The sequence below is a fragment of the Thermococcus sp. genome, from assembly GCF_027023865.1.
GTDB lineage: Archaea > Methanobacteriota_B > Thermococci > Thermococcales > Thermococcaceae > Thermococcus.
In genome coordinates this window covers 21494-46489 of sequence record NZ_JALVUC010000016.1, presented here as the reverse complement: position 1 = coordinate 46489, position 24996 = coordinate 21494, and the positions used below count along the sequence as shown (strand labels likewise).

The following is a 24996-nucleotide window of genomic DNA, read 5'->3' as shown; positions in this document are numbered from 1 at the left end:
TAAGAAGTTAATGTTTAAAAGTGTTTTGAAAAGAATACCAAAATAGAAAAATTAGCTCAGCATTCCTTCGAGCTTTTCAACGAATTCCGTGCTCCTCTTGAGGTCGGCAAAGTATTCTTTGGCTTTTTCAACGTGCTCCCTCTCTACTCTTCCGCCTTTGGCCAAGACACTCGCCGGTGCCAGCAGCTGGACGGCGTAGCGGAGGCTGGTCTTCTCACCGAGTTCCGCTAAGTACTCTACGGCTTCATCGCTGACCTCTATCTTTTCCTCCTTCGCGCGGATTTTGACTATCTCCTTGATCTCTTCCCCCTTGTATGGTTTGGTGTTGATGATAAGCAGGCGGTCGAGCATGTCGATGGGCATACCGTGCGGCGCTTCAATGTCGGTTCCCCTTATCGTGGTTCTGCCGCGGTTGGTGGCCATGATTAAGATTGGAGCAAGCTCGCCCTCCATCGCCCTTGCGAGGAAGGAGAACGCTTCAATGTCGAGCATGTGAACCTCGTCAATGAAGAGCACTCCCGGGACGAGTGTTGCCTTGCCCTCCTCTATCCACTGCTTGACGGTCCCATCAACGCGCTGTCTTATCTCGTCGCTTATCTCCGCGCCAGTGCTGAAGAGCAGGCCAAAGATGTTTCCACGGGCATTGGCAACATCTAGATCGTGAAGCGTAACGGTGTAAGTAAACTCCTTTATTTTGAGAACCGGTCCGCTCGGGAGGTCAACCTTTTTCTTGAAGAACAGTCCCTCCTCCTCCTTTGTGGTGCCGACCTTTGAAATTCTCCCGGTTTCGGCGTCGATCTGTATGACATCGCCCTCTTCAACCCCCATATCCAGGAGCTGGTGGGCTATCTCCCTGCCGGCCCTAACGGTCTTCTCGTCGTCCTTCGTGCGGAGGGTTATGAGAACGCTCTCTGGAACCTCCACGTAGGGGTTGAAGGGGTGCTTAGTCTTATTAATTTTAACCTCCTTGATCTCGCCCTCGTAGACTTTCCTCTCCTCGCTTATCCTTACACCTATCGCCCTTCTAAGGGTCTCCTTGAGGAACTCGGTCTTGTTTATCTCGGCGGAGTAGATTTCACTGCCCGCTATCTGGACGAAGGGAACATCCTCTCCAAGTTCCCTTGCTATACCCATCGCTATGGCCGTCTTACCGCTTCCGGTCGGACCGACGAGCAGGATCCCCTTCCCGGCAAGCTTGCCGCGTTTGATGAGTTCGACGGCTATGCCGGCCGCTTCCCTGGCCTTAACCTGCCCAACCATTCCATCGGCCATGAAGAGGGCCTTTCCGTTCTCATCTAAACCGAGACCCCTTATGTGGGAATGCATTCCAACCCTTTCAAAGGTTCCCTTCGCGACCTCCTCGATTACCGCCATGCACTCCCCCCCTTAATCTTTCTAGGAGTTACTAAAAGAGGAGAATTTAAAAATTTGACGGAGGCTCAGACCGTCGATCCCGGGCATCGCTCACCCCAAAGGCCAATGTCATCATCGCCAGCAGAGAGTTCCAAAACCTTTTTAAAAAGGTTTGGTTAAGAACAACTTTGGTGAGTAACACGATGAAAAACATGGAGTTTATGCTGATAATCGTTCTCATTGTTTCTCTGGCGTATCCTTTCCACCCGGTTTCGGGAAGGGGGGGTTGTCCTCCTGAAATTGAACTCCCTGACCCGGTCCTCTTTGAGGTAACTCCTTATGTGTCCAATGGCAGTCTCGTTTTCGGCCTTGATGTTTACTACTTCTACCAATCCTACGAGGGAATGTGTCCGATTTCCTCGGAAACCGACAGGTTGGAGTGCCTGAATGCCGATGCCCTTGATTTTACCGTTCATTACAGAGTTATGGGCGGGAACCTTACTGGGAAACTCGGTGAAGCCCAGGGGATTCCCCTCGAAACGTATCCTCTGAACCTGACGAAGGGTACGGTTGTAATTGACCTCAACGGCTCCAAGGTTTCCTTCTCCTTCAACCTTCTCCGGCGGTATCTCTCTTCCCTCAATATCTCCGGCATGCTGGCGGATCACATATATTCGAACGACCTGAAGCCCCTAGTTGGGAGGTTCAACATCTCCGGCGTTGTCAAGAGAATGCGGGCGTTCTCATACGGGGGCAGGATCTACGTATACTTTCCCCAGGTTCAACTTGTGGATTGCAGGGATTTCATACCGGAGCGATTCTACTCTGGGGGACGCTACGTCTCCCCGATAATCCCCCTGAGGTTCAGCAACTCCACCCCTGTTATTCCCCCGCTGATTCTGGAATACCGGAACGGAACGATGAAATCTGCCTTAAAGCTCAAAACGAAGAGGATGAAGGGTGAATACGGAGGTTACTACTACAAGTGCTCCCTTCCAAACCTCAAACTTCCAAAAATCGTGGAACCACCTGCGATGTCTTTTGGCGGAAGGAACTACACCTACGTGAACATTGAACCGGGGAAAGTTGAGGTTTCAATGGGTAGCTTTACGAACGGAACCATCACTCTCTTCCTAATGAACATGACCGTGGGTGGAATCTTGATCCCAGGCGCACCCAACGAGTATGGCGATATGGGTTACACCCTCCTCTTTGGGTACAATGGAAGTCTTTTCCAAGTGGATCTTAGGTCAATACTCAGGCAGTTCAACCCTCCAGCGAGGGACGAATACGGAAATCCCACGTTCTACTTCGGAGGGGCAGACGATGAGATATTCCACCTCGGCGTTGCCTTCATAGACAGAAAACCATACCTGGGCGTCCGAGAGGATGGTTCCCAAAATGTCACGCTGATACGCTTCTTTCCTGAAAAGGGTGAGTGGATAAAGAACGGCTCAGTATCGCCTAAAATATGGGACGAGTTTGTGGCCGGCTCGGTAAAGGGAAAAAGGCTCACAAATATCTCAACTTATTCAAAGTACTTCCTTTCGGTTCCCACTCTGAACTACGTCCATGTAAAGGGAGGAACGTTCGTGTATCCGCGGAAGTATTCGGTTGATTTCAGTGGACTTCCCCATGGATACGCGAGGGTTGGGGATAGAATACTCCCCACTTGTTCTCTTTGGCCCATTTATTCCTTCTCAGGCAACGGGACGGTTTACGGGCTCTTCAGGGTCCAGGGCAACTTCACGGTCTATCCTGAACTCGTAAAATATCGGAAGGCACCGACTAAAACGAGCACACCCCCAATGACAAAAACTGCCACCTCAAGCACTAAACCACCCAAATCCACAGCGGGAGAACAAAAATCAATCTGCGGACCGGGGGTAATCGTCCTCATTGCCCTCTCGGCTCGGGGATTCAAAGCACGTTGAGGTATTTGTGCACCTGAAAGCTCAGGCCGACGTTTTTCCTGCCCATTACAAGCGAAGCCTCGCGGTAGAACTCCATGAGTCTTTCCTGAGGAATGTCAATCGGCTCCCTCGGCTGGATGACGAGAGGAGCTAAGCCTTTCAAAAGTTCCGCGTACCAGCGGACGTTTTCGGGCATTGTCTCGGAGGTAACGACGAGCTTGGCGTAGGTCTTCGCGCCGGCTTCCTTTAGGATCCTGATGCTCTCCACCTCCCTGAGGACGAGATCCTTCCAATCAGCTGTGGCATTGGCGGTTTCGTCCTTTATGTCCACGCTCGCGTAGTCCGTCAGGGGGGCGACCTTCTTAATAAGCCCCGGCAGGCCGCCGTGGGTTTCGAGGAAGTTATCGAAGCCGAGGCCTTTAATCCGCTCCATCAGGGCCTTTAAGGCCTCTATCTGAAGGGTAGGCTCGCCACCGGTGTAGCTTATCGAGTGTATGTCCTCTGTATCTAGCCTCAAAACGGCATCAACAACATCCTCAACCGAGGCAGGATTTGGTCTATACTCAAACTTCCCGGTGAAGGGTTTGACTTCGTAACGCCAACGGGAAACCCTTGAGGCGTCTATGTACCCCCTGGAGTCACACCAGACACAATGAAGGTCACAACCCGCGAACCTGATGAAAATCTGTCTTCTGCCGAAGGCGGAACCATCAACACTCCCGCCTTCACCCTGCCAGCTATTGAAGACCTCGGCCATTACAAGCTTCATGGTCTCACAACTCCTTCACGTTCAGCCCCTTCACCTTCTCGCTCACGAAACCCTCGAGTATTTCAACCCGAACACTCCTGTCCTCACCGGTCATGTCTGCCATGAGCTGAACTGCCCTCGCGTAGTCCCAGAGCCTCCTCTTAGCCTCACTGGTAATACCTTCGGCCATGACGATCAGCTCTTTCTCCTCCGGGTGAGAGCTCATCCACTCAACGACTTTTCTCGCGTCCTCCTCATTAAAAATACCTTGCTTCTTGAAGAGCACATCCCCACCCCCACGCGGTAGAATTAAATAATTACATAATTAATCTATTACTTAATTACACGTATTTCATGAGTATTCCAACGGCCTCTTCAAATACTTCCCGGTCCCGGCCTTCTAAGATGCCGTCCAGATAGTGGAGGTTAGCGATGTTGAGAATTACGTAAGCAGTGTTACGGTCAAGGCCAAGGGAGTAGGCCTCGTAGTAAACCATCTCCCCCCCAAGGGTCTCGTTTAACGCCTCGACGAAGTAGTTTATCTCCTCCACCGTTAGCTCGTCCCATCTGCTTTCAAGCTCATCGAAGTAGCGCTCCATGATGCGGAGGGTCTCTAGGTCAACCTTCAATGTCCCCTCGAAGTAGGGGAACTCTCCAACGCGGAATATCTTCACTCCTTCTTCATCCTGGACTCCAACATAGTCCCACAGGAGAACCCCCCCAATAGGATTATGGCCATACTTGCTCGCCAAGTACGAGAAGTGCTCCATGGCTTCACTTATCTCGTCAAGGAACTCCTCCTCATCCTGAAAGTGAATTATCTTGCTTACTGTTCCAGTCATCTTTTGCACCGTTAGTGGGTTGAAGTGAAGGTTATAAGGCTTTTGAGTTCGTTGAGATGGCGACAGGGACTTAAAAATTGTCCTCGGTGGCGTTTCCGCTTTCCCATTGGAACATCATGCTGAGGGCACAGCACTCATTCAGTTTGGAGTAAGCTTCGAAGGAGACTTCCTCCACTGAGAGAAGTTTGGATCTGTGAGGTTGAAAGCCACCTAGTAAAATGTGGCCATTAACGTCCGAACAGTCATATCCCTTGCAAGCTTTGATTCATTGTAAAGTGCCGCAGAGATTAGGCCAAAGAGAGAGGGTCAAAAAGAGGGAGACCTTCCATTCCATAGATATCCCCTGTATCCCGATAATCAACAGTTAATACCTGAAGAATACAAAACTGTTTCTATTCTTAGGATAAAACAGCACTTATATCTCGCGATCTTTTCATACAGACATCCGGCGAGCGTTGGGTTGCGATGATGTCAGACCTCGAGGGGGTGATCCTTACCAGCCAAAGATCATCGAAAAACTTAATAAGGAATGATATTCACCTAACGTGGGCATGGGGCCGTGGGGTAGCTTGGTCCATCCTGCGGGCTTTGGGAGCCCGTGACCCGGGTTCGAATCCCGGCGGCCCCACCATTCAGCCCTTTCTGATGAAAGTGGTGCTGAAGCTTTTTCCAAAAGTTTCACCGAAAGTTTGTAGTTCTCCAAGTTATTCGTTTGGGAAAGTTTGGTTTTTCTCTTCTCGAGAAACCCTCGCTTTCAACGAGAACAACAAATGAAATGGCGGGCTTGACATTGGGTTTGCTTTCCTCCGACGCCCGGAGGGTGTCTTTTTAGTGTAAACCCCTTCACAAGGAGCCACTCACAAGAGTTCTCGTCCAAAATGAGTGAATTCAAGCAGAAAACCATCACGAGTGACACTTAAATAAGGAGCTATGAACTTTGATGAAACTTTTGCCAAGCAAAAGTTTCTTATGGTGGGCCCGGGGGGCTTCGAACCCCCGACCACGCGGTTATGAGCCGCGCGCTCTGACCAGGCTGAGCTACGGGCCCACAGCTGGCGCCGCCGCCCGGACTCGAACCGGGGACCGCCGGATTAACAGTCCGGCGCTCTACCAACTAAGCTACGGCGGCACAACCCACTTTAGGGAATACTAAGTGCATTTATAAATCTTACGGTGGAGTGACTTCAAAAAGCCCTTTTAGATCACTCATTTTATTCTCTGCACTTTGGTGAAGCTTTTGGAAAAAGCTTCAGTATCTCTCACCCTCGTTCAAGTGTCCTTAACGGATGGCGGAAAGAACGCGTGCTTTTCTAAAAATCCAAATTCTTGAGTAGGTTTAGTCTACTCGTCATTTGTAGTTTTATGAGTTTGCTCCTCAAGGCGTTTCCAAGTCCATTATTTCCTCCCAAGATCAACAAGTTTTGGGTTTCCACCTCCCTAAACAATAGAGCAGGGATTCATGGAAGGGGCTCCTTGTGGGGGGTTCATTTCCACTGCGTTCTTTCGGAGCATTAAAAAAAGTTAAACTTCAATTAGAAAAACCTCCTCACCGTAATATACATTACAGTGCAAGTTAAACAGTGAAATCCAGTTGAAATTGTATTCCTAAATAAGTTAAACACTTTTGATCAGAATTCTCACCAGAAAAGTTTGCTGTGGCGGACCGGCGGGGATTTGAACCCCGGACCTGCGGCTTAGGAGGCCGCCGCCCTGTCCTAGCTAGGCTACCGGTCCACTGCCCGCTATTTCCTCCCGGAGAAGGATATTTAAAGTTTACGGTTCATTGTGTTCGGGGGTGAGAGGGTGGATGAACTTGACAGAAAGATATTGAACCTCCTCCAGAAGAACGCCCGTCTTTCGTATAGGGAAATAGCGAGAGAGCTTAGGGTGGCTGTTGGAACCGTCTACAACAGGATTAAGCGGATGGAAGAGGGAGGAATACTACTGGGCTTCGCTCCCGTGCTTGACTATGAGAAGCTCGGCTTCGGTCTCACCGCAGTCATTGGAGTAAAGGCCCAGGGGAGGAGGATAGTGGAGATAGAGCGGGAGATAGCAAAAAGCAAAAGGGTCATGTTGGTCTATGACACGACCGGAGAGTACGACATCTTTGTCGTGGCGAAGTTCAGGGACAGGGCCGATATGAACTCCTTCGTTAAGTGGCTCCTCTCCCTTGAGGGTGTGGAGAAGACCAACACGAGCGTGGCCATGCAGGTGGTAAAGGAGGATATGAGACTAAGACTTGAGGATTAAAACCTCGTCGAGAAAGCGTTTCGCGAAGTCGTCGAAGCTCTCAACCGGGAGGGTTATCTCCTTTCCGTTGACAATCCCCTCAAAAATCAGGTTCCTCGACGTTATCTCCCGTATCTTCCCAAAATCAGGATTTGCCTTAACAGTTTCCTCCAGTACTCCGGTGAACTCTCCCTCTTCGACGTGCCTCACAACGCCCTCTATCACAATCTCCCTCCCGCACTCTTCCTTACTGCACCGGAATTTGAAGGGGAGGCCTGGTTCGACCTCCACCGGTATTGTCAGGCCGTCTGCGTTGTATATAAAAACCTTCATCCCCATCACTCCAGCTTTATGAGGCTCTCCACCGGTATGCTGTACTCCTTCTTGAGGCGATCCACGATATCGCCGACGCTTATGAGGAAGAACATGCCGACTGACCTCGCACCTGCCTGCCTGCACATCTCAAGAAGTGCCCCCTGTGTTTCCCCGCTCCTTATGACGTCATCCACAATGAGAACACCCTCCCCCTTTCTGAGTGCCCACTGTGGCAAGTAGAGCGTTGTAACGCTTCCTGAGGCACTCGGGACGTAACTGACTTCGTAGAACTTCTCGACACCAACTTCCTTTTTCTTTTTGGCGTAAACGACGTCAACTCCCAGTTCTCTCGCAACGTGGACGCCAAGGGATATACCGTCTGTTGCCGCTGTTAGGACTTTATCAACGTTCTTATCAAGGTATTTCCCAGCAACTTCCTCCGCTATGAGGCTCATGAGGGAGGTGTCGCTGAGAACGGGCATGTTGTCGAAGAACCCGTACTCGTCAAACTTTATCCTCTTTTTTACTTCTTCCTCAATGTCTATGTAGGGTAAGAGCAGGTTGAGGAGTTCCTTCGTCCTCTCGGAACTTGGGAGAACCTTCCCGCGGACGTACCTGTTGAGCACTGTTATGGGAAGACCCGTTACCCTCGATAGTTCCTCGTACGTGTAGGTCTTTTTGAGCAGCCTCAGGACCCTGACCAGTCTTAGCTTCTCCTGCACTGACTTCAGCTGGCTCATGCCATCACCTCCGGTGCCCCAAAGTTAACAAAAAAATGTATAAATAGGTTTCGGTCAGCTGGAACCGTTCACAACTTTCGCATGGTACTCCTCTATAATGTCCCCATACTCCCTCAAGAGGAGCTCCTTCGTGATGGGCTCACCATCGGGATGGTTCAGGCCGGGGCAGAAAGAGTCCATTTTGACATATATCTTCATCTTCTTTCCGTGTTTGATGAATACAAAAGGATACAGCCTGCAGGCAAGGGGTCGGTGCTGGTAGATGCGGCATTTGTTGGTCTCGGGATCGAGGAATACGCAGGCATCGTCGAAGGGTCTCTTCTTTATCGCGTAGCCAATGAATTTATCCCCCCTGTAGAAGGCCTTGTCGTAGTCCACGAACTCCCAAGCATTGTAACCTAGCTCCTCGATTTCTTCTATGTCCTCGTCCCTTAGGGGAACCTCAAGCTCCCTGCAACACCTTCCGCAGTCCTCAACGCACTTAAATTTGAAGGTAGGGTCTGTCTCAACTTCTAAGGTTTCAAGGTCAATCGTGGCCACCCACCGTTTCCCCAACCCCTCACCTCCCATGGGCGCTCGCTATCAGGGTCTCCGTCATCTCGATGTTCTTTATCTTTCTTAACACTTCATCATGGAACTTGTCAAGCTCCTCAACGTTCGGAACCTCCACGCGGAGGAGGATGTCGTACTCACCGTAGACCCTGTATATCTCCTTAACGCGGCCGTCCTTCATGAGGGCGTTGTAGACCTCATCCTCGTGTCCGGGCCTGACGACCACCATGATAAACGTCTCTATCATATTCCCAATCCTCCGAGGTTGAACTTCTTGGCCATCTTGGCCAGTTTTCTCTTGTCCATGCTCTTAAACATTTTCTTCATCTGATTATACTGGGCGAGGAGCTCCTTGACTTCAGCTGTGCTCGTCCCGGAGCCCCTGGCGATGCGCCTTATCCTCGAGTAGTTGATTATCTCCGGGTTCTCAAGCTCCTCATCCGTCATGGAGTCCATTATTATGCGGTACTTCTTCAGCTTCTCTTCCCCGACTTTCACCATGTCGTCCGGAAGGGAGTAGCCCAGTCCCGGTATCATCTGGAGCACCTGCTTAAGCGGCCCCATGTTCCGCATGGCCTCGAGCTGAGCGTACATGTCCTTCAGGTTGAACTTGCCCTTGAGGAACTTCTCCATGTCTTCTTCCTTGAACTCCTGTTGTCTCTGGAGTTCCTCAAGCTTTTCGAGGAGTCCCTCTATGTCGCCCATGCCGAGAAGTCTGGAGACGAAGCGCTTGGGGTCGAAGGCCTCCAAATCGTCGATTCTCTCGCCAACGCCTATGAACTTAATTGGGGCACCCGTTGCCGCGACGGCCGAGAGCGCACCACCTCCCTTCGCGCTTCCGTCAAGTTTAGTAACGATTATTGAGCCTATAGGGGTGGCTTCCTTGAACGCCAGTGCCTGATTGTAAGCCTGCTGACCAATGGTTCCGTCTATGACAAGTATGACCTCGTGGGGTTTTATTGCCCTGCTTATCTGTTTCATCTCTTCTATCAGGCCGGACTCCTCCTTGTGCCTGCCCGCGGAGTCAACTATTATGACATCTACCCCTTTCTCCTCGAAGTATTCAACGCCCTCCCTAGCGAGCTTCACTGCGTCCTTCTCACTTGGGTCACCAAAAACCTCTATTCCGAGGGATTCGACTAACTGTTTGAGCTGATAGTAGGCCCCCGGGCGCCATGTGTCGGAGCAGACGAGGCCGACCTTATAGCCTCTCTTTTGAAGGTGCCTCGCGAGCTTGGCAATACTCGTGGTCTTTCCAGAACCTTGTATACCAACAGTGAGCAGGATAGTTGGCTTTTCCCTTATATCAAGGGGCTTTGCCTCCTTTCCTAGGAACTTGGTCAGCTCCTCGTAGACAATCTGAATTATATGCTCCTTCTTCGACGCTCCCGCCGGAGGCTCCTCTTCGAGGGCACGCTTCTCTATCCTCTTCGTGAGCTGAAGGACGAGTCTGACGTTCACATCCGCCTGAATGAGCGCCCTCTGTATGTCCCTCACTACTTCTTTTATCATCGCCTCGTCAACGGCCCTCGAACGAGCGAGCTTTCTGAGGGCGTTATTGAGTGCCTTCCCGAGTTTCTCTAAGGCCATTTTCTCTCACCGTAGTGAAGAATCCTTCAAACTTTATAAACAGTTGGGTCTGAAGTTAATGTTCTAGTGTATTCTTTTTAGTGAAACAAGCGTAGTATCGCCAAGTTCTCTGTTCAAAAATATTCATCAAACCACAAGTCAGGATTTCCATGCTGTTTTAAAGGAGAGGGGATTTAATCGGACATTCCTGAAAATTTGGCGTCAGGAAACTCTTTAAACCCAAAGAAGAACCATATAACGTCGGAAATATAGTGGGAGGTGAGAGAGATGATGTGGATGTCGGCGTTTTATGAGTACATGGTCGCCCGCGAGATGGAGAGGAAGAGGAGAAGGGCCTACCCAGAGGAGCTTGAACGTTGAGATGCTGGATGGCTGAAGTACCTCTAACGGGCGGGTTTTAAGGCGATTGTCGATATTATTTTTAACGAATGTCTATTAGAAACCTTTTTATATTTCTAAATAGTATATACTGCTGGTGATATCCATGACAACGGTACTGAAAAGAGATACTGGAAGGTTTTTAAAGGAACTTAAGAGAAATTACAGCGATGTCTGGAGGATTCCGGGCAGTGAGTACCTGTCAAAGCCGGACTTTGTTGTGGTAGACCCGCGCAGCGGGAAGAAAACCCGGGTCAGTTTCGTTTCCCTCGATGACGGCGAGATCGTTGGTGTGATTTACGACGAGCTTGGTTGAAATTTCGTTCTTTGTCTAAAATCTGTGCGTTTGGAGTTTTTACAAAACGCAACGTCTTCTCTATGGGCCGTACTAACGGTCATCTGTTAGGAAATCAGTAAACTATTCCGCCCTTTCGGACGGGGACTTCCAGCCCAATAAGTTAAATACCTTGATGTGGTATTCTCAATGGTGGATCCCATGCCCACTGATGTTTATGACGAGGCCCTCAATCTCGCTGCAAACATTCAGGACCGGTACCTACGGGCCGTAACCTACGCTAAAATCGGCTATTATATGTACAGGGCAAAAAAGAAGAGGTACAAGGACGCGTTTAAGTACTCTCTGAGTGCGGTTTCTGCCATTGACAACCCTGCAATGACGGCGAAGGCCCTGATGGAGATAGCAACTTACATCCACGGTGTCAACTCCGGGACTGCCAAAAAGGTCTTCCAGCAGGCCCAAGAGGCAATTTCCCTGTTCCCACAGCCCCTCAGGGATGACCTCACCGTGGAGCTTTCAAGACGCCTCCTTGAAGTTGGTTTGAAGGACGACGCCCTCTTCTACGCCAGCGATATCGAGGACTCCGTTAAGAGGAACGATGTTCTTCTAAAGATACTCGGGGCATATCTCTCAGAGGGCAACATGCGGAAGGCCCGGATTATAATTGAGAACATTGAGGAGGAGCCATGGAGGTCGATAGCGGCGGTTGAAGCTGTAAAGGAACACCTGAAGCGTGAGGAGTTTGGAAGTGCAATTCGTGTCCTCAAGGAAATGAAGAGTGAGTACTGGATAGGAGAGGCCATGAAGGAAGTGGCCGTTTACCTCAAAAGCTCTGAGGTTCCAAAGGCAACGTATGAGAAGTTTGTTGACATAGCCCTCTCACTCTCCAGTAAAACCGGTTCAGACGTCCTGAAGTCCCTTCTCATCGGACTTGGCAGTCAGGGCGAGCTTGAGTTCGTTATGGAGATAACTTCCAGACTCTCACCGGGGCAGCGGGAAGAGATTTTTGAGGGCATCGTGAGCACTTCCGCTGACAGGCCAGAAATACTGGGAAAGCTCGTTGATCTCCTGAGCGGTGAGGAGTTCGAGAGGATTTCTGCCTTCACGATGGACAAGCTTCTCTCAGGATCAACCCAAGGGTCTTTCTCAAGCGTTATCAAGGATATAGGGGAGAAAACGACTGAGGACTCAGTCCTGGTCAAGGTTGCGACTTATCTCTCGAAGCTTGGGGACTTTGATGTCGCATGGGATTTTGCCTCCCGCGTCCGCGGCCACTACCTCCGCTCGCTGGCCTTCGGGAGCATAGCCGTGGCAAAGCTCAAGGTCGGAGACATCGACGGAGCCATAGATGCTGCTCTTGAAGTTAAGGACCCCATGTGGGGCTCTTGGCTCCTCAGTGAGATATTGACGAAGATACTGGAGCTTCAGACGGAGGGACAGATAAATGAAGACATAGAAGAAAGGGCTGAGTCCCAGCGTGCCCTATGGGGGAAGGGCTAACGTTTTAAGCCTCCCACCTTTTCCCCTTCCAGGTGATACCATGCCAAGGATAGCAGTTATTGGAGGTTCCGGCGTCTACGACCCAAACCTGCTCCAAAACGTCAGGGAAGAGTTCGTGAGCACACCCTACGGGAAGGTCAGGATGAAAGTAGGGGAATACGACGGCGAGGAGATAGCTTTTCTAGCCAGGCACGGTGAGGGTCATAGCGTCCCACCGCACAGGATAAACTACCGCGCCAACATCTGGGCACTCCATGAAATGGGCGTTGAGAGGATACTCTCCACCTCCGCCGTTGGTTCACTCAATGAAGTCATGAAGCCGGGTGACTTTGTAATACTCGACCAGCTCATGGACTTCACGAAAACCAGGAACTATACATTCTACGACGGTGAGGAGAGTCCGCACGAAAGGAAGTTCGTTGCTCACGTTGATTTCACCGACCCATACTGTCCGGAGCTTAGAAAGGCTTTGATAACGGCGGCGAGGGAGTTGGGCTTTGACTACCATCCCACCGGTACTTACGCCTGCATGGAGGGACCGCGCTTTGAGACGAGGGCCGAGATAAGGGCCTTGAAGATACTCGGTGCCGACGTCGTTGGAATGACTCAGTGCCCGGAGGCGGCCCTAGCGAGGGAGCTTGAGATGTGCTATGCCAGCGTTGCTATCATCACGAACTTTGCGGCCGGAATAAATACTGAGAAGCTCACCCATACCGAGGTCGTCAAGCTGATGGCCAAGAAGGGCGGGGAGATAAAGTACCTCCTCATGAAGTCCATCAAGTACATACCAAAGGAGAGGAAATGCCCCTGTAAAGATGCCCTCAAGGGTGCCACCGGGGAGTGATGTCCACTCCCGTTCTCTTCTTCCCTCGTGTGTTCCCGCGTTTTAAACCCCCGGTTTAAGAAACGGTTTAATAGCCCCGCGTTCAACCTCCACTGGTGATACAATGAGGTACGACGTTGTTGTTATAGGTGCGAGCGCCGGGGGGCTAACGACCGCGGTAGCGGCCAATCGCTTCTACCCCGACAAAAGTGTCCTCGTCATAAAGAAGGAGGATGTAAGCTTGATACCCTGCGGGATTCCCTACATCTTTGGAACCCTCGGGAGCATTGATGATGACATACTGCCCGTGGAGAAGTTCCTCGAGCCCCTTGGCGTTGGGGTTCTGACGGATGAAGTAAGTAGGATAAGCCCCAACTCCAAGACCCTCAAAACCAAGTCTGGAAAGGAGATTGCCTGGGATAAGCTCGTCCTTGCGACAGGTTCGAAGCCAGTGAAGCCTGAATTCCCCGGAGCCGAGCTTGAGGGAGTTTACACCGTTCCCAAGGATTACCACTACCTTAAGGAGTTCCACAAAAAGGTAGGAGAAGCTAAGAAGGTGGTAATAATCGGCGGCGGTTTCATATCCCTCGAGGTTGGGGAGGGGATAAGGAAGCTCGGAAGGGATGTCACGATAGTAGTGAGGAGCAGGCTCCTCCGGAACTCCTTCGATCCGGAGTTCAGTGAAAGGATTGAAGAAAAGTTAAAGGAGGTGGGCATCAAGGTAGTACACGGAGAGGCAGAAAGACTTCTTGGCGATAGGAATGTCGAGAAGGTCAAGCTGGTGGATGGGAGAGAGCTTCCAGCCGATTTGGTAATCTTTTCGATAGGTTACCGCCCCAACGTTGAACTCGCTGTTAAAGCGGGTCTGAAGGTTACCCGCTACGGTATCTGGACTGATGAGTACATGAGAACGTCACATCCAGACATCTTCGCCGTCGGTGACTGCGTCGAGCACCGTGACTTCTTTACGGGCAGGCCCCACCCACTCATGCTAGCATCGACAGCAACTTTTGAGGCCAGAATCGCCGGTGCGAACCTGTTCAAGCTCCAGATAGTCAGAGAGAACAGGAGAACGATAGGTGTTTATTCCACCCGCGTGGCGGGTTTGACCCTGGCAGCGGCAGGTCTCACTGAAGAGGCAACCAGAAGGGAAGGGTTTGAGGTAATAGTTGGTTATGGAGGGGGCCCCAACAGGCATCCGGCGAAGTTCCCCGACACCTCAACTGTTACCGTTAAGCTCATATTCTCACGCGATAGGGGCGCTATCCTGGGGGCTCAGGTAGCGGGTGGAAAGAGCGTCGGCGAGATGGTAAACATCCTCGCGCTAGCGATACAGAAAAGATTGACGGCGAGTGAACTCTACACGCTCCAGATAGCAACGCACCCGCTCTTGACGGCCTCACCAGTGGGTTATCAGATATATCAGGCCGCGGGGGACGCACTGGCGAAGCTGAGGGCTTAAAAGCTTTATTTTTATCTTTTTAACAAACTTTGCAAACAAGCTTTTAGAAAAAGCTTGACCAAAAGTTCGTGGCTCCCCTCAGTTCTGCAATTAGAGGGTCAGGTTTTTCCCTGAGAACAGTTCCTAAGGAGAACAATGGACAAAATGCCAATTTATCAAGGGGGTTACTTTCCCCCTGACGCCCTACTGGCGTCGATTTTAGAATTAAACCCCTTCACAAGGAGCACTCACAAGAGTCCTCGTCCAAAACAATTGAATTCAAGCAGAAAGCCATTACGAGTGACACTTAAAGAAGGAGCTACGAACTTTGATGAAACTTTGCGAAGGCAAACAAACTTTACAAAACAAAGTTTGATCAAAGAGCGCCCCTCTCCTCAAAGAGCAAAAAGCCAGTCGTGCACTGTCCAAAAGGCAAGTTTTGAGGGGGTTTAATATTAAATCACCCTCTCCAATCAGTTCTTCCATTATCAGTGCCCGAAGGCGCTTTGTCAGTGAAACACTCACCAAAGGAGCAAGCGAATAAAACCCTTTCAGAATCTGAACCGTATAGAAAAGGCACCTCGTCTTCCGTCAACGCTTTGCGCCAACAAAGGGTTGTTGTGGTGCGGTGGCCGGGATTTGAACCCGGGCCAGCGGCGTGGCAGGCCGCTGTCCTAGACCAGGCTAGATACATATAGGTTTTTAGATGGCAGCATAACGGTTAAATTTATAAAGCGTTCAAGAGAGGGATTAGCTGGCGGTGCCCCGGTAGCCTAGCCTGGCGGGGCGGCGGACTTGTAATCCGCCGGTCGCGGGTTCAAATCCCGCCCGGGGCTCCACAAGAAACTTCTGCTAGGCAAAGTTTCGTCAAAGTTTATATGTGTTTTTTTGGAGATCTCAGGGGTCCGGGAGGTTTGTTATTGCATCTGCTGGTTTTGTAGTGTTCCGCTGCGAGGATAACTGCCCTTGGTGCAGAAGAGAGAAAACTTAATTAATAACAGACACTCTCCAAAAGAAAACCTGCTAAACTCCCATTACAAAGCACACAGGAACTCTTCGAGGACAGTTTTCACCTACAGCATGCTCGTTTATGATGGAGAGGGTACCGTCCCAATCCGGAACCGTTTTATATCCAACATCCCATTCTCCCCGGTGGTTTGGATGATGCTCCCTGACTGGAAGATCAGAAAGGATATTCTCATAGAACCTTTCAGTGAGAAATCCCTACAACCCGCTGGCTACGACCTTCGAGTTGGCGAGGAAGCTTACCTAGACGGAAGGCTCATCGACGTCGAGAAGGATGGTAACATCATAATCCCACCTAAGGCCCACGCCCTTGTTCTCACCCTTGAGCGCGTGAAGCTCCCGGACGATGTTATGGGTGACATGAAAATCAGGAGTAGCCTTGCAAGGGAGGGTTTGCTCGGTTCCTTTGCTTGGGTAGACCCCGGATGGGATGGCAACTTGACCCTGGCCATTTTTAACTCCTCCTCAGAACCTGTGGAGCTGACCTACGGTGAACGCTTCGTTCAGATAGCGTTTCATCACCTTGAGGGTCCCTCCCAAAAACCATACCGCGGCAACTACCAGGGCAGTCGCCATTTGGCCTTATCAAAGAGGAAGAAACGCTGATTTGTCAAAAAAATAAAAACATAATGACAAAATTGCCGAGCGGAAGTCTAATAAACTCCCCACCAAAGTTTTAATGGTGAGAACATGAAGAGGGATAAACGCTGGGAAGGCGTCTACTCCTTCGAGGACAGCCCGTTCATAATGGAGATACTGAGTGAGCTTCGCAATGAGAGGACGGGGCCGATAGCCTTCAGGAAGGGGCTTGTCAAACTCGGCCGTTACATAGCTTACGAGTTGACTAAGACCATGGCAACCGAGAAGGTCATCGTGAAGACACCCCTTGAGGAGACGGAGGGGATTCTCGTAAAGGACAGGCGCAACATTGTGATAATAACCGTCCTCCGCGCGGCCATACCGCTGATGGAAGGGCTCATCAAAGTTCTCGAACACGCACGCGTTGGAGTCATTTCGGCCTCGCGCGGGAAGGCACCGAAGTTCGAGATTGAGATGAAATACGTCAAGGTGCCGCAGGTGAGGCCCGAAGATACCGTCATCATAGCGGACCCGATGATAGCGACGGGTTCAACGCTCATGAAGGTGCTCAGCGAGGTGAAGCGCTACGGAAAGGCCAAGCGCTACGTTGTGGTTGGCGTTTTAGCGGCTCCCGATGGGATAAGAAGGATAAAAGAGATCTATCCTGACGTCGAGGTTTTTGTGGCCGCAGTAGACAGGGAGCTGAACGAAAAGGGTTACATTCTACCCGGCCTTGGGGATGCAGGTGACAGAGCCTTTGGCGCGCCGATTAAGCTTTAGATCCTGACGATTTACTCCCAATATTTTTGTTAAAACAACACTATCTTTTTAATCTACTTTGGATTTGGTACGTCTTTGTATTATAATCAACGTTGATTAGACAGCCAACTTACCCAGTATTGAAGCTTCCCTCGAGAAAAGGAGTCCGGGGGGTCATCTGAGGTTTATAAATTTTGTGGAGCATGATGAACCATCCAGTACATTAAAGCCCCTTAACCGGCTTAAAAAAGATTCTTAAACTTTACGCAACCGATATAAACCCGTTCTGCCGAGATAGCACTCGAAAAGCTTATATACCGAAACCCGCAGGGGGAGGTAGTGGTATCGTTCTTAAAAAAGGTTAAGGGGGCAATTCTCGGTGGCGACGAAAAAAGAGTTTGATGTATTCACCCATGAGCTGGTTCCCGAGCACAGAATCCTCAGCGAGGAGGAGCGGGAGGCGCTTCTCAAGAAGTACAGAATAAAGATATCCCAGCTCCCGCAGATTAGGGTTTCAGACCCTGCCGTGGTGGCACTCGGTGCAAAGCCCGGTGATGTTCTAGAGATAAAAAGAAAAAGCCCAACGGCGGGCTACTATTATTACTACCGTCTTGTGGTGGAGGATTGATTCTGAGGTGAGATTATGGCATCGAGGGGACCTACCGTTGTTGATGTTACTCAAGATGGCCTTTGGGTTGTTATGGAAGCCTATTGGAAGGAAAACGGCCTTGTGAGGCAGCATCTTGATTCTTACAACGCGTTCATCGATTATGGGATGCAAGGAGTTATAGACGAGTTCGGCGGCCTCAAACCGGATATACCCGACTTTGAGGTCAAGTTCGGGAAGATACGCCTTGGAGAACCCGAGTTTCAGGAGGCCCAGGGACAGAGAAAGCCGCTCTACCCGATGGATGCACGCATAAGGAACCTCACCTATTCTGCACCGCTCTACCTTGAGCTTATACCCGTTATCAAGGGCATTGAACAGGAGCCGGTTGAGGTTCGCATCGGTGAGCTTCCGATAATGCTAAAATCGAAAGCATGCCGCCTCTACGGCCTCAACGATGAGGAACTTGAGAAGCTCGGCGAGGATCCCCGCGACTCAGGTGGATACTTCATCATAAACGGTTCTGAGAGGGTTATAGTTTCTATCGAGGACCTCGCCCCGAACAAGACCCTTGTCGAGAAGGACGAAAGGCAGAACAGGATAATCGCGAAGGTTTTCTCCTACAGGCACGGCTACCGCGCCCTCATCACCGTCGAGAGGAGGAAGGACGGCATCCTCTACGTCAACATTCCGAACGTTCCGAGACCGGTTAAGTTTGTCTACGTCATGCGCGCCCTTGGGCTTCTCAGTGACAGGGAGATAGTTGAGGCTGTAAGCGACGACCCGAGGATACAGCAGGTTCTCTTCGACAACCTTGAGGACGCGAGCGACATAACAACCCAAGAGGAGGCCCTAGACTACATTGGGAAGCTCTCCCTACCTGGTCAGCCTAAAGAGTACAGGCTCAAGAGGGCCAACAACATAACCGACAATAACCTCCTACCCCACATGGGCGTCGAGGAGAAGGACAGACGTGCAAAGGCTTACTACCTCGGCATGATGGCCCTTAAGGTTCTTGAGCTTTCACTCGGCCTCCGCGGCGAGGACGACAAGGACCACTACGCCAACAAGAGGCTCAAACTGGCGGGAGACCTCCTCAGGGATCTCTTCAGGGTTGCCTTCGGCCAGCTCGTCAAGGACATGCAGTATCAGATGACCAAGACCTACCAGAGGAAGGGCGAGCGCTACACCTTCGAGAACATTCAAAGGTTTGTTAGAAACTCGATAAGACCCGACGTTCTAAGCGAGAGGATTGAGCACGCCCTTGCTACCGGTGCCTGGCCCGGCGGGAGAACCGGTGTCAGCCAGCTCCTGGATAGGACGAACTACATGTCAACCCTATCGCACCTTAGACGCGTTACATCGCCGCTCAGCAGGGATCAGCCCCACTTTGAGGCGCGTGATTTGCACGGAACTCATTGGGGTAGAATCTGCCCAACGGAAACGCCCGAAGGTCCAAACTGTGGTCTTGTCAAGAACCTCGCCCTGATGTCTCAGATAACCACCGGCATTCCCGAAGAGGAGGTCAGGGAGTACCTGAGCAGGCTTGGCATCGTTCCGATAGAGGAGCGCAGGCCAAATCCCGAGCTGTGGCGCGTTTACCTCAACGGTGTTCTTATGGGAACAATTGAAGACGGTCGGGCTCTTGTCAGCAGGATAAGGTCCGACAGGAGAAGTGGCAGGATAAGCGACGTTATCAACGTGGCAATCTACCATGACCAGGACGTTAAGGAAATCTACGTCAACAGCGACGACGGCAGGGTCAGAAGGCCTCTCATCATAGTGGAGAACGGCCAGCCAAAGCTCACGAGAGAGCACGTCGAGGGGGTGAAGAATGGAACGCTCTCCTGGAGCGACCTCGTCGGGATGGGAGTTATAGAGTATCTGGATGCCGACGAGGAGGAGAATGCCTACGTCGCTACTTGGCCCTGGGAGGTAACGGAAGAGCACACTCACCTAGAGCTTATGCCAGCCGCAATACTCGGTATTCCAGCCTCGCTCGTCCCTTATCCTGAGCACAACGCGGCACCGCGTAACACCTACGGAGCGGGCATGGCCAAGCAGAGCCTCGGCTTTGGAAGTGCGAACTTCCGCATAAGGGTCGACACCCGCGGACACCTCATGCACTACCCCGAGGTTCCGCTCGTTAACTCGAGAATAATGAAGGCCGTGGGTTTCGAGGACAGGCCAGCTGGCCAGAACTTCGTCGTTGCGGTTCTCAGCTACGCCGGATATAACATGGAAGATGCCATCATAATGAACAAGGCCTCAATCGAGCGCGGCCTCGGGAGGAGCACCTTCTTCAGGACATACGAGGCGGAAGAAAAGCGCTACCTCGGAGGCCAGACCGACCGCTTTGAGGTTCCGGATCCAACAATACAGGGTTACCTTGGCGAGAGATACTACCGCCACCTCGACGAGGACGGCCTCATCTTCCCGGAATCAAAGGTTACCGGTAAGGACGTTCTCGTTGGGAGGACCTCACCGCCAAGGTTCCTTGAGGAGCAGAGTGGTCTTGGAGGTATAATCCTTCAGGAGAGGCGCGAGACGAGCGTTTCAGTGAGGCCAAGCGAGAGGGGCACAGTCGACAAGGTCATCATAACCGAGACCGGCGACGGAACCAAGCTCGTCAAGGTGACCACGAGAGACCTGCGCATTCCAGAGTTCGGCGACAAGTTCGCGAGCAGACACGGCCAGAAGGGTGTCATTGGACTCATCGTCCCGCAGGAGGATATGCCCTGGACGGAGAGCGGGATCGTTCCAGACCTTATCGTCAACCCACACGGTATCCCGAGCCGTATGACCGTCGGACAGCTCCTCGAGGCCATCGGCGGAAAGGTCGCCGCGCTCAAGGGCAGACGTGTTGACGGCACTGCTTTCATAGGCGAGCCGGAGGAGAGACTCAGGAAGGAACTTGAGGAGCTTGGCTTCAAGCACAACGGAAGGGAGGTAATGTATGACGGCATAACCGGCAGAAGGCTTGAGGCGGACGTATTCGTTGGCGTCATCTACTACCAGAGACTCCACCACATGGTCGCAGACAAGATGCACGCACGCTCTCGCGGCCCTGTTCAGGTGCTCACCAAGCAACCGACGGAAGGAAGGGCTCGCGAAGGCGGCCTGAGGTTTGGTGAGATGGAGCGTGACGTCCTCATAGGACACGGCGCCGCAATGCTCCTTATAGAGAGACTGCTGGAGGAGAGCGACAAGTCAGAGGTCTGGGTCTGTGAGAACTGCGGACACATTGCCATCGAGGATAAACGCCGCGGTAAGGTCTACTGCCCGGTCTGCGGCGAAGAGGAGAGGATAAGTAAAGTGGAAATGAGCTACGCGTTCAAACTCCTGCTTGACGAGCTTAAGGCGATGGTGATAAGACCCTCCTTGAAGTTAAAGGATAGGGTGTGATAACATGCATATGAAAAAGGTCATCGGGAGTATCGATTTTGGAATCCTCTCACCGCAGGAAATCAGGAAGATGAGCGCGGCCGAGATAACCGTTCCAGATACCTACGACGACGACGGTTATCCAATAGAAGGAGGTCTCATGGACAAGCGCCTTGGTGTCGTCGACCCGGGGCTCCGCTGTGAGACCTGTGGAGCCAGAGCCGGCGAGTGCCCTGGCCACTTTGGTCACGTCGAACTCGCGAGACCGATAGTTCACGTCGGCTTTGCCAAGACAATCCAGCGCGTCCTCGAGAGCACCTGCCGCGAGTGCGGAAGGATAAAGCTCACCGATGAGGAGATTGAGGAGTACATGAAGAAGTTTGAGGTTATGGGGGACAGAAAGAAGGCTAGAGACAGCCTCATCAAGGAGATACACAAGAAGGCCAAGGAGAGGATGGTCTGCCCGCACTGCGGTGCCCCACAGTTCCCAATCAAGTTTGAGAGACCAACCGTTTACTATGAGCTTAGGAAGGATGAGGAAGGCAACGAGTACAAGCACAGGATGATGCCCAGTGAGATACGGGACAGGCTTGAGAAGGTGCCCGACAAGGATCTGCCACTCCTTGGACTCCACCCGGAGAAGGCCCGTCCAGAGTGGATGATCCTGACAGTCCTTCCAGTCCCACCGGTTACCATGAGGCCATCCATCACCCTTGAGAGTGGTATAAGGGCGGAGGACGACCTCACCCACAAGCTCGTTGACATCATCAGGATAAACAACCGCCTTAAGAGCAACATAGAGGCCGGCGCTCCGCAACTTATCATAGAAGACCTCTGGGACCTTTTACAGTACCATGTTACAACCTACATAAACAACGAGACCTCTGGTATTCCGCCGGCGAAGCACAAGAGCGGAAGGCCCCTTAAGACCCTTTCCCAGAGGCTTAAGGGTAAGGAGGGTCGCTTTAGGGGGAACCTCAGTGGTAAGCGTGTCAACTTTTCAGCGAGAACCGTCATCAGCCCCGACCCGATGATAAGCATCAACGAAGTCGGCGTTCCACTCGCGGTTGCCATGGAACTGACCGTTCCCGAAAAGGTCACGGAGTTCAACTTCGAGAAGCTCAAGAAGATGGTCCTCAACGGACCTGAAAAGTATCCAGGAGCCAACTACGTCATAGATCCCGAGGGAAGAAGGATACGTCTTATGGAGAACAACCTTGAGCGGATAGCGGAGAAGCTCGAAATCGGCTGGATTGTCGAGAGGCACCTAATGGATGGGGATGTGGTCCTATTTAACAGACAGCCTTCGCTTCACAGGATGTCCATCATGGCCCATCGCGTCCGTGTCATGCCTTATAGGACGTTCAGGCTGAACCTATCGGTCTGCCCGCCCTACAACGCGGACTTCGACGGGGATGAGATGAACCTCCACGTCCCGCAGACGGAGGAGGCCCAGGCGGAAGCAAAGATACTTATGGAGGTTCAGAACCACATCATATCTCCAAGATACGGTGGCCCGCTCATCGCCGGAATACAGGATCACATCTCCGGCGGCTACCTGCTCACCCGTGAGGGTGCCTACTTTACCAGGAGTGAAGTTGAACAGATGCTTATGTTCGCAGGAATAGATGTCAAAGAGCTCCCCGAGCCGGACAAGATTGAGAATGGTGTCGAGATGTGGAGTGGAAAGACAATATTCTCGCTTGTCCTTCCCGAGGATTTGACCATCTGGTATCGTAACAAGCTCTGCGATGAGCCTGAGCGTTGCGAGACTCTGGAGAACCTTATAAAAGAAAAACTCACCCCAGAGCCCAAGGAGGTTAAGAAACTAGCCTACGACGGCTTCGTCTACATCCAAAACGGAAAACTCCTCAGCGGTGCGGTGGATAAGAAGGCCTATGGTAGAGAGGACGGAAAGCTCCTCGACATCATGGTAAGGGAGTACGGGGTTGATAGAGCTAGGCAGTTCCTCGACCAAGTTACAAAGCTCGCCATATGGGCAATAACCCACAAGGGATTCACCACTGCCATAGACGATGAGGATCTTCCAAAAGAGGCCCTTGACAGGATACACGAGATAATCCGGGAGGCTGAGGAGAGGGTCAACAGGCTCATTAAGGCTTATAAGAACGGGGAGCTTGAGCCCCTGCCAGGCAAGACCCTTGAGGAGACCCTTGAGAGCAACATCATGGCAGTTCTCGCGGAGGCGCGTGACGACGCAGGTAACGTGGCTGAGAGGTATCTAGGTATGGGCAATCACGCGGTTATTATGGCCAAAACTGGGGCAAGGGGTAAGATACTCAACATCACCCAGATGGCGGCGATGCTCGGCCAGCAGTCTATACGTGGAAAGCGTCTCTACCGCGGTTACCGTGGAAGGGTTCTGACACACTTCAAGCCTGGTGACCTCGGAGCGAGGGCAAAGGGATTCGTCACAAACTCGTATAAGAGTGGACTTACCCCCCAGGAGTACTTCTTCCACGCAATGGGTGGACGCGAGGGACTGGTCGACACCGCGGTCAGGACTGCGCAGAGCGGTTACATGCAGAGAAGACTCATCAACGCCCTTCAGGACCTCAAGGTCAACTACGACGGAACAGTGAGGGACCCGACCGGAATCATCGTCCAGTTCAAATACGGTGAGGATGGGATAGACCCCATGAAGAGTTGGGGAGGGAAAACCCTCGACGTCAATAGGGTTATTCTCAGAACCCTTGTCAAGATGAGGAGAGGTGAGTGAGATGGTTGCAGCGAAGACCATTAAGAGCATGGTTGACAAGGCAGAGTTGCCAAGGAACATCCAGGAAGAGCTTTACAGCAAGCTCGTTGAGTACAACAAGAAGTACAAGCTTAAGAAGGCAGAGATCGAAGCGATAATCAAGGAAGCAGTCAGAGAGTACAAGAAGGCAAGGATAGAGCCAGGGGAGTCGATTGGAACCGTTGCGGCACAGTCAATAGGCGAGCCATCGACTCAGATGACTCTCAATACATTTCACTACGCGGGTGTCGCTGAGATAAACGTTACACTCGGTCTGCCCAGGATCATCGAGATCGTTGATGCAAGGAAGAACCCGTCAACGCCTATTATGACAGTTTACCTCGACGAAAAGAACCGCTACGACCGCGAGAATGCCCTTGAGGTGGCGAGAAGAATAGAGGGAACCACCCTTGAGAACCTCGCTAGGGAGACCAGCATAGACATCCTCAACTTTGAGTTTGTTGTGGAAATTGATCCTGAAAGACTTGAAAAGGCAGGCCTCGACATGGAAAAAGTCCAGAGGAAGCTTGAGGGCTCCTTCAAGAGCGCCGAGTTCGAGACGGACGGTTATACCCTTATCGTGAGACCCAAAAAAGTCGGAAAGCTCTCAGACCTCAGAAGGCTCTCCGAAAAAGTTAAAAAGCACCGCCTTAAGGGTCTCTCTGGCGTCGGGAAGACTATCATAAGGAAGGAAGGCGACGAGTACGTCATCTACACAGAGGGTTCCAACTTCAAGCAGGTTCTGAAGGTTCCCGGCGTCGACCCGACGAGGACAAGGACCAACAACATCTGGGAGATCGCCGAGGTTCTAGGTATTGAGGCGGCAAGGAACGCCATCATAGAGGAAATCGTCAACACGATGCGCGAGCAGGGTCTTGAGGTGGACGTTAGACACATCATGCTCGTCGCCGACATGATGACGCTCGACGGCGTCATAATGCCCATCGGCAGGCACGGCATAGTTGGGGAGAAGGCCAGCGTGCTTGCCAGGGCCGCTTTCGAGATTACCACACAGCACCTCTTCGAGGCCGCTGAGAGGGGTGAAGTTGATCCGCTCAACGGCGTCGTGGAGAACGTCCTGATAGGACAGCCTGTGCCCGTCGGTACGGGAACCGTCAGACTGGCAATGGATCTCCCCCTGAGACCGAAAAGGGAGTAGGG

Annotated in this window: 21 protein-coding genes and 5 tRNA genes; 14 read left to right on the top strand and 12 right to left on the bottom strand. The window is 51.7% G+C overall.

Annotation, left to right across the window (positions count from 1 at the left end; translation table 11 throughout):
• Window positions 1–51: 51 nt before the first annotated feature.
• A complete protein-coding gene (locus MV421_RS05080; RefSeq protein ID WP_297419664.1) occupies window positions 52–1374 on the bottom strand; it encodes a RuvB-like helicase in 1323 nt (440 codons plus the stop codon).
• 170 nt (window positions 1375–1544) lie between these two features.
• Here MV421_RS05080 and MV421_RS05075 point away from each other — a divergent pair, with 170 nt between their 5' ends.
• Complete coding sequence (locus MV421_RS05075; protein ID WP_297419661.1) at window positions 1545–3287, top strand: hypothetical protein; 1743 nt, start codon at window positions 1545–1547, stop codon at window positions 3285–3287.
• Here MV421_RS05075 and MV421_RS05070 read toward each other — a convergent pair.
• Genes MV421_RS05070 through MV421_RS05060 form a run of 3 tightly spaced genes read right to left on the bottom strand, consistent with a single transcriptional unit; the run spans window position 3274 to window position 4856 of the window.
• On the bottom strand, window positions 3274–4035 hold the full coding sequence (locus MV421_RS05070) for a 7-carboxy-7-deazaguanine synthase QueE (RefSeq protein ID WP_297419658.1): 762 nt from the start codon (window positions 4033–4035) through the stop codon (window positions 3274–3276). The genes MV421_RS05075 and MV421_RS05070 overlap by 14 nt on opposite strands.
• Window positions 4036–4039: 4 nt before the next feature.
• A complete protein-coding gene (locus MV421_RS05065) occupies window positions 4040–4300 on the bottom strand; it encodes a hypothetical protein (protein ID WP_297419655.1) in 261 nt (86 codons plus the stop codon).
• A gap of 55 nt (window positions 4301–4355) precedes the next feature.
• Window positions 4356–4856 carry a hypothetical protein gene (locus tag MV421_RS05060; protein ID WP_297419810.1) on the bottom strand — a complete coding sequence of 167 codons (501 nt, stop codon included), beginning with the start codon at window positions 4854–4856 and terminating at the stop codon, window positions 4356–4358.
• A gap of 553 nt (window positions 4857–5409) precedes the next feature.
• On the opposite strand from MV421_RS05060, the gene MV421_RS05055 reads away from it, so the two are divergent.
• Window positions 5410–5487, top strand: a tRNA-Pro gene (locus MV421_RS05055).
• A 339-nt stretch (window positions 5488–5826) separates the two neighbouring features.
• Here MV421_RS05055 and MV421_RS05050 read toward each other — a convergent pair.
• The 3 genes from MV421_RS05050 to MV421_RS05040 form a co-directional block, all read right to left on the bottom strand.
• A tRNA-Ile gene (locus tag MV421_RS05050) sits at window positions 5827–5904 on the bottom strand.
• Between the two features lie 5 nt (window positions 5905–5909).
• Window positions 5910–5985: transfer RNA gene (locus MV421_RS05045), tRNA-Asn, on the bottom strand.
• Window positions 5986–6512: 527 nt separating this feature from the next.
• Window positions 6513–6590, bottom strand: a tRNA-Arg gene (locus MV421_RS05040).
• Window positions 6591–6659: 69 nt separating this feature from the next.
• Between MV421_RS05040 and MV421_RS05035 the strand changes: the two genes are divergently transcribed.
• Entirely contained in the window at window positions 6660–7106 is a 447-nt protein-coding gene (locus MV421_RS05035; protein ID WP_297419652.1) for an Lrp/AsnC family transcriptional regulator, read from the top strand.
• On the opposite strand, the gene MV421_RS05030 is transcribed toward MV421_RS05035, so the two are convergent.
• From MV421_RS05030 to MV421_RS05010, 5 genes are read right to left on the bottom strand one after another with little or no spacing between them, the layout of a single operon-like run.
• On the bottom strand, window positions 7089–7424 hold the full coding sequence (locus MV421_RS05030) for a hypothetical protein (protein ID WP_366938848.1): 336 nt from the start codon (window positions 7422–7424) through the stop codon (window positions 7089–7091). The genes MV421_RS05035 and MV421_RS05030 overlap by 18 nt on opposite strands.
• Window positions 7424–8140: a phosphoribosyltransferase family protein gene (locus MV421_RS05025; RefSeq protein ID WP_297419650.1), complete on the bottom strand. Its 717-nt coding sequence runs from the start codon at window positions 8138–8140 to the stop codon at window positions 7424–7426. Before MV421_RS05025 ends, MV421_RS05030 begins: the two co-directional genes overlap by 1 nt.
• 54 nt (window positions 8141–8194) lie before the next feature.
• The gene (locus MV421_RS05020; RefSeq protein ID WP_297419647.1) at window positions 8195–8695 is read right to left on the bottom strand and encodes a YkgJ family cysteine cluster protein; all 501 of its coding nucleotides are present in this window, start codon (window positions 8693–8695) and stop codon (window positions 8195–8197) included.
• 4 nt (window positions 8696–8699) lie between these two features.
• Window positions 8700–8939, bottom strand: a complete 240-nt coding sequence (locus tag MV421_RS05015) for an Lrp/AsnC ligand binding domain-containing protein (protein WP_297419644.1) — start codon at window positions 8937–8939, stop codon at window positions 8700–8702.
• Window positions 8936–10282, bottom strand: a complete 1347-nt coding sequence (locus tag MV421_RS05010) for a signal recognition particle protein Srp54 (RefSeq protein ID WP_297419641.1) — start codon at window positions 10280–10282, stop codon at window positions 8936–8938. The genes MV421_RS05015 and MV421_RS05010 overlap by 4 nt, the downstream gene beginning before the upstream one ends.
• 484 nt (window positions 10283–10766) lie before the next feature.
• Here MV421_RS05010 and MV421_RS05005 point away from each other — a divergent pair, with 484 nt between their 5' ends.
• From MV421_RS05005 to rpoA2, 11 genes are all read left to right on the top strand, one after another.
• The gene (locus MV421_RS05005) at window positions 10767–10976 is read left to right on the top strand and encodes a hypothetical protein (RefSeq protein WP_297419806.1); all 210 of its coding nucleotides are present in this window, start codon (window positions 10767–10769) and stop codon (window positions 10974–10976) included.
• Window positions 10977–11156: 180 nt separating this feature from the next.
• Window positions 11157–12458, top strand: coding sequence for a hypothetical protein (locus MV421_RS05000; protein WP_297503297.1), 1302 nt, complete (start codon window positions 11157–11159; stop codon window positions 12456–12458).
• Window positions 12459–12498: 40 nt separating this feature from the next.
• Window positions 12499–13302, top strand: coding sequence for an S-methyl-5'-thioadenosine phosphorylase (gene mtnP, locus MV421_RS04995; protein ID WP_297517971.1), 804 nt, complete (start codon window positions 12499–12501; stop codon window positions 13300–13302).
• 103 nt (window positions 13303–13405) lie between these two features.
• Entirely contained in the window at window positions 13406–14743 is a 1338-nt protein-coding gene (locus tag MV421_RS04990; protein WP_297503301.1) for an FAD-dependent oxidoreductase, read from the top strand.
• A 741-nt stretch (window positions 14744–15484) separates the two neighbouring features.
• Window positions 15485–15561: transfer RNA gene (locus tag MV421_RS04985), tRNA-Thr, on the top strand.
• A gap of 322 nt (window positions 15562–15883) precedes the next feature.
• Window positions 15884–16354, top strand: coding sequence for a dCTP deaminase (gene dcd, locus MV421_RS04980; protein WP_297418414.1), 471 nt, complete (start codon window positions 15884–15886; stop codon window positions 16352–16354).
• An 84-nt stretch (window positions 16355–16438) separates the two neighbouring features.
• Window positions 16439–17107: a uracil phosphoribosyltransferase gene (gene upp, locus MV421_RS04975; RefSeq protein WP_297418338.1), complete on the top strand. Its 669-nt coding sequence runs from the start codon at window positions 16439–16441 to the stop codon at window positions 17105–17107.
• Between the two features lie 358 nt (window positions 17108–17465).
• Window positions 17466–17714: a DNA-directed RNA polymerase subunit H gene (locus MV421_RS04970; protein ID WP_297418341.1), complete on the top strand. Its 249-nt coding sequence runs from the start codon at window positions 17466–17468 to the stop codon at window positions 17712–17714.
• A 15-nt stretch (window positions 17715–17729) separates the two neighbouring features.
• A complete protein-coding gene (locus tag MV421_RS04965; RefSeq protein WP_297418344.1) occupies window positions 17730–21098 on the top strand; it encodes a DNA-directed RNA polymerase subunit B in 3369 nt (1122 codons plus the stop codon).
• Window positions 21099–21102: 4 nt separating this feature from the next.
• Complete coding sequence (locus tag MV421_RS04960) at window positions 21103–23817, top strand: DNA-directed RNA polymerase subunit A' (protein WP_297503303.1); 2715 nt, start codon at window positions 21103–21105, stop codon at window positions 23815–23817.
• 1 nt (window position 23818) lies between these two features.
• Window positions 23819–24994 (top strand): DNA-directed RNA polymerase subunit A'', encoded by a 1176-nt coding sequence (gene rpoA2, locus MV421_RS04955; protein ID WP_297418350.1) that lies wholly within the window; start codon window positions 23819–23821, stop codon window positions 24992–24994.
• The last annotated feature ends 2 nt before the right edge of the window (window positions 24995–24996 follow it).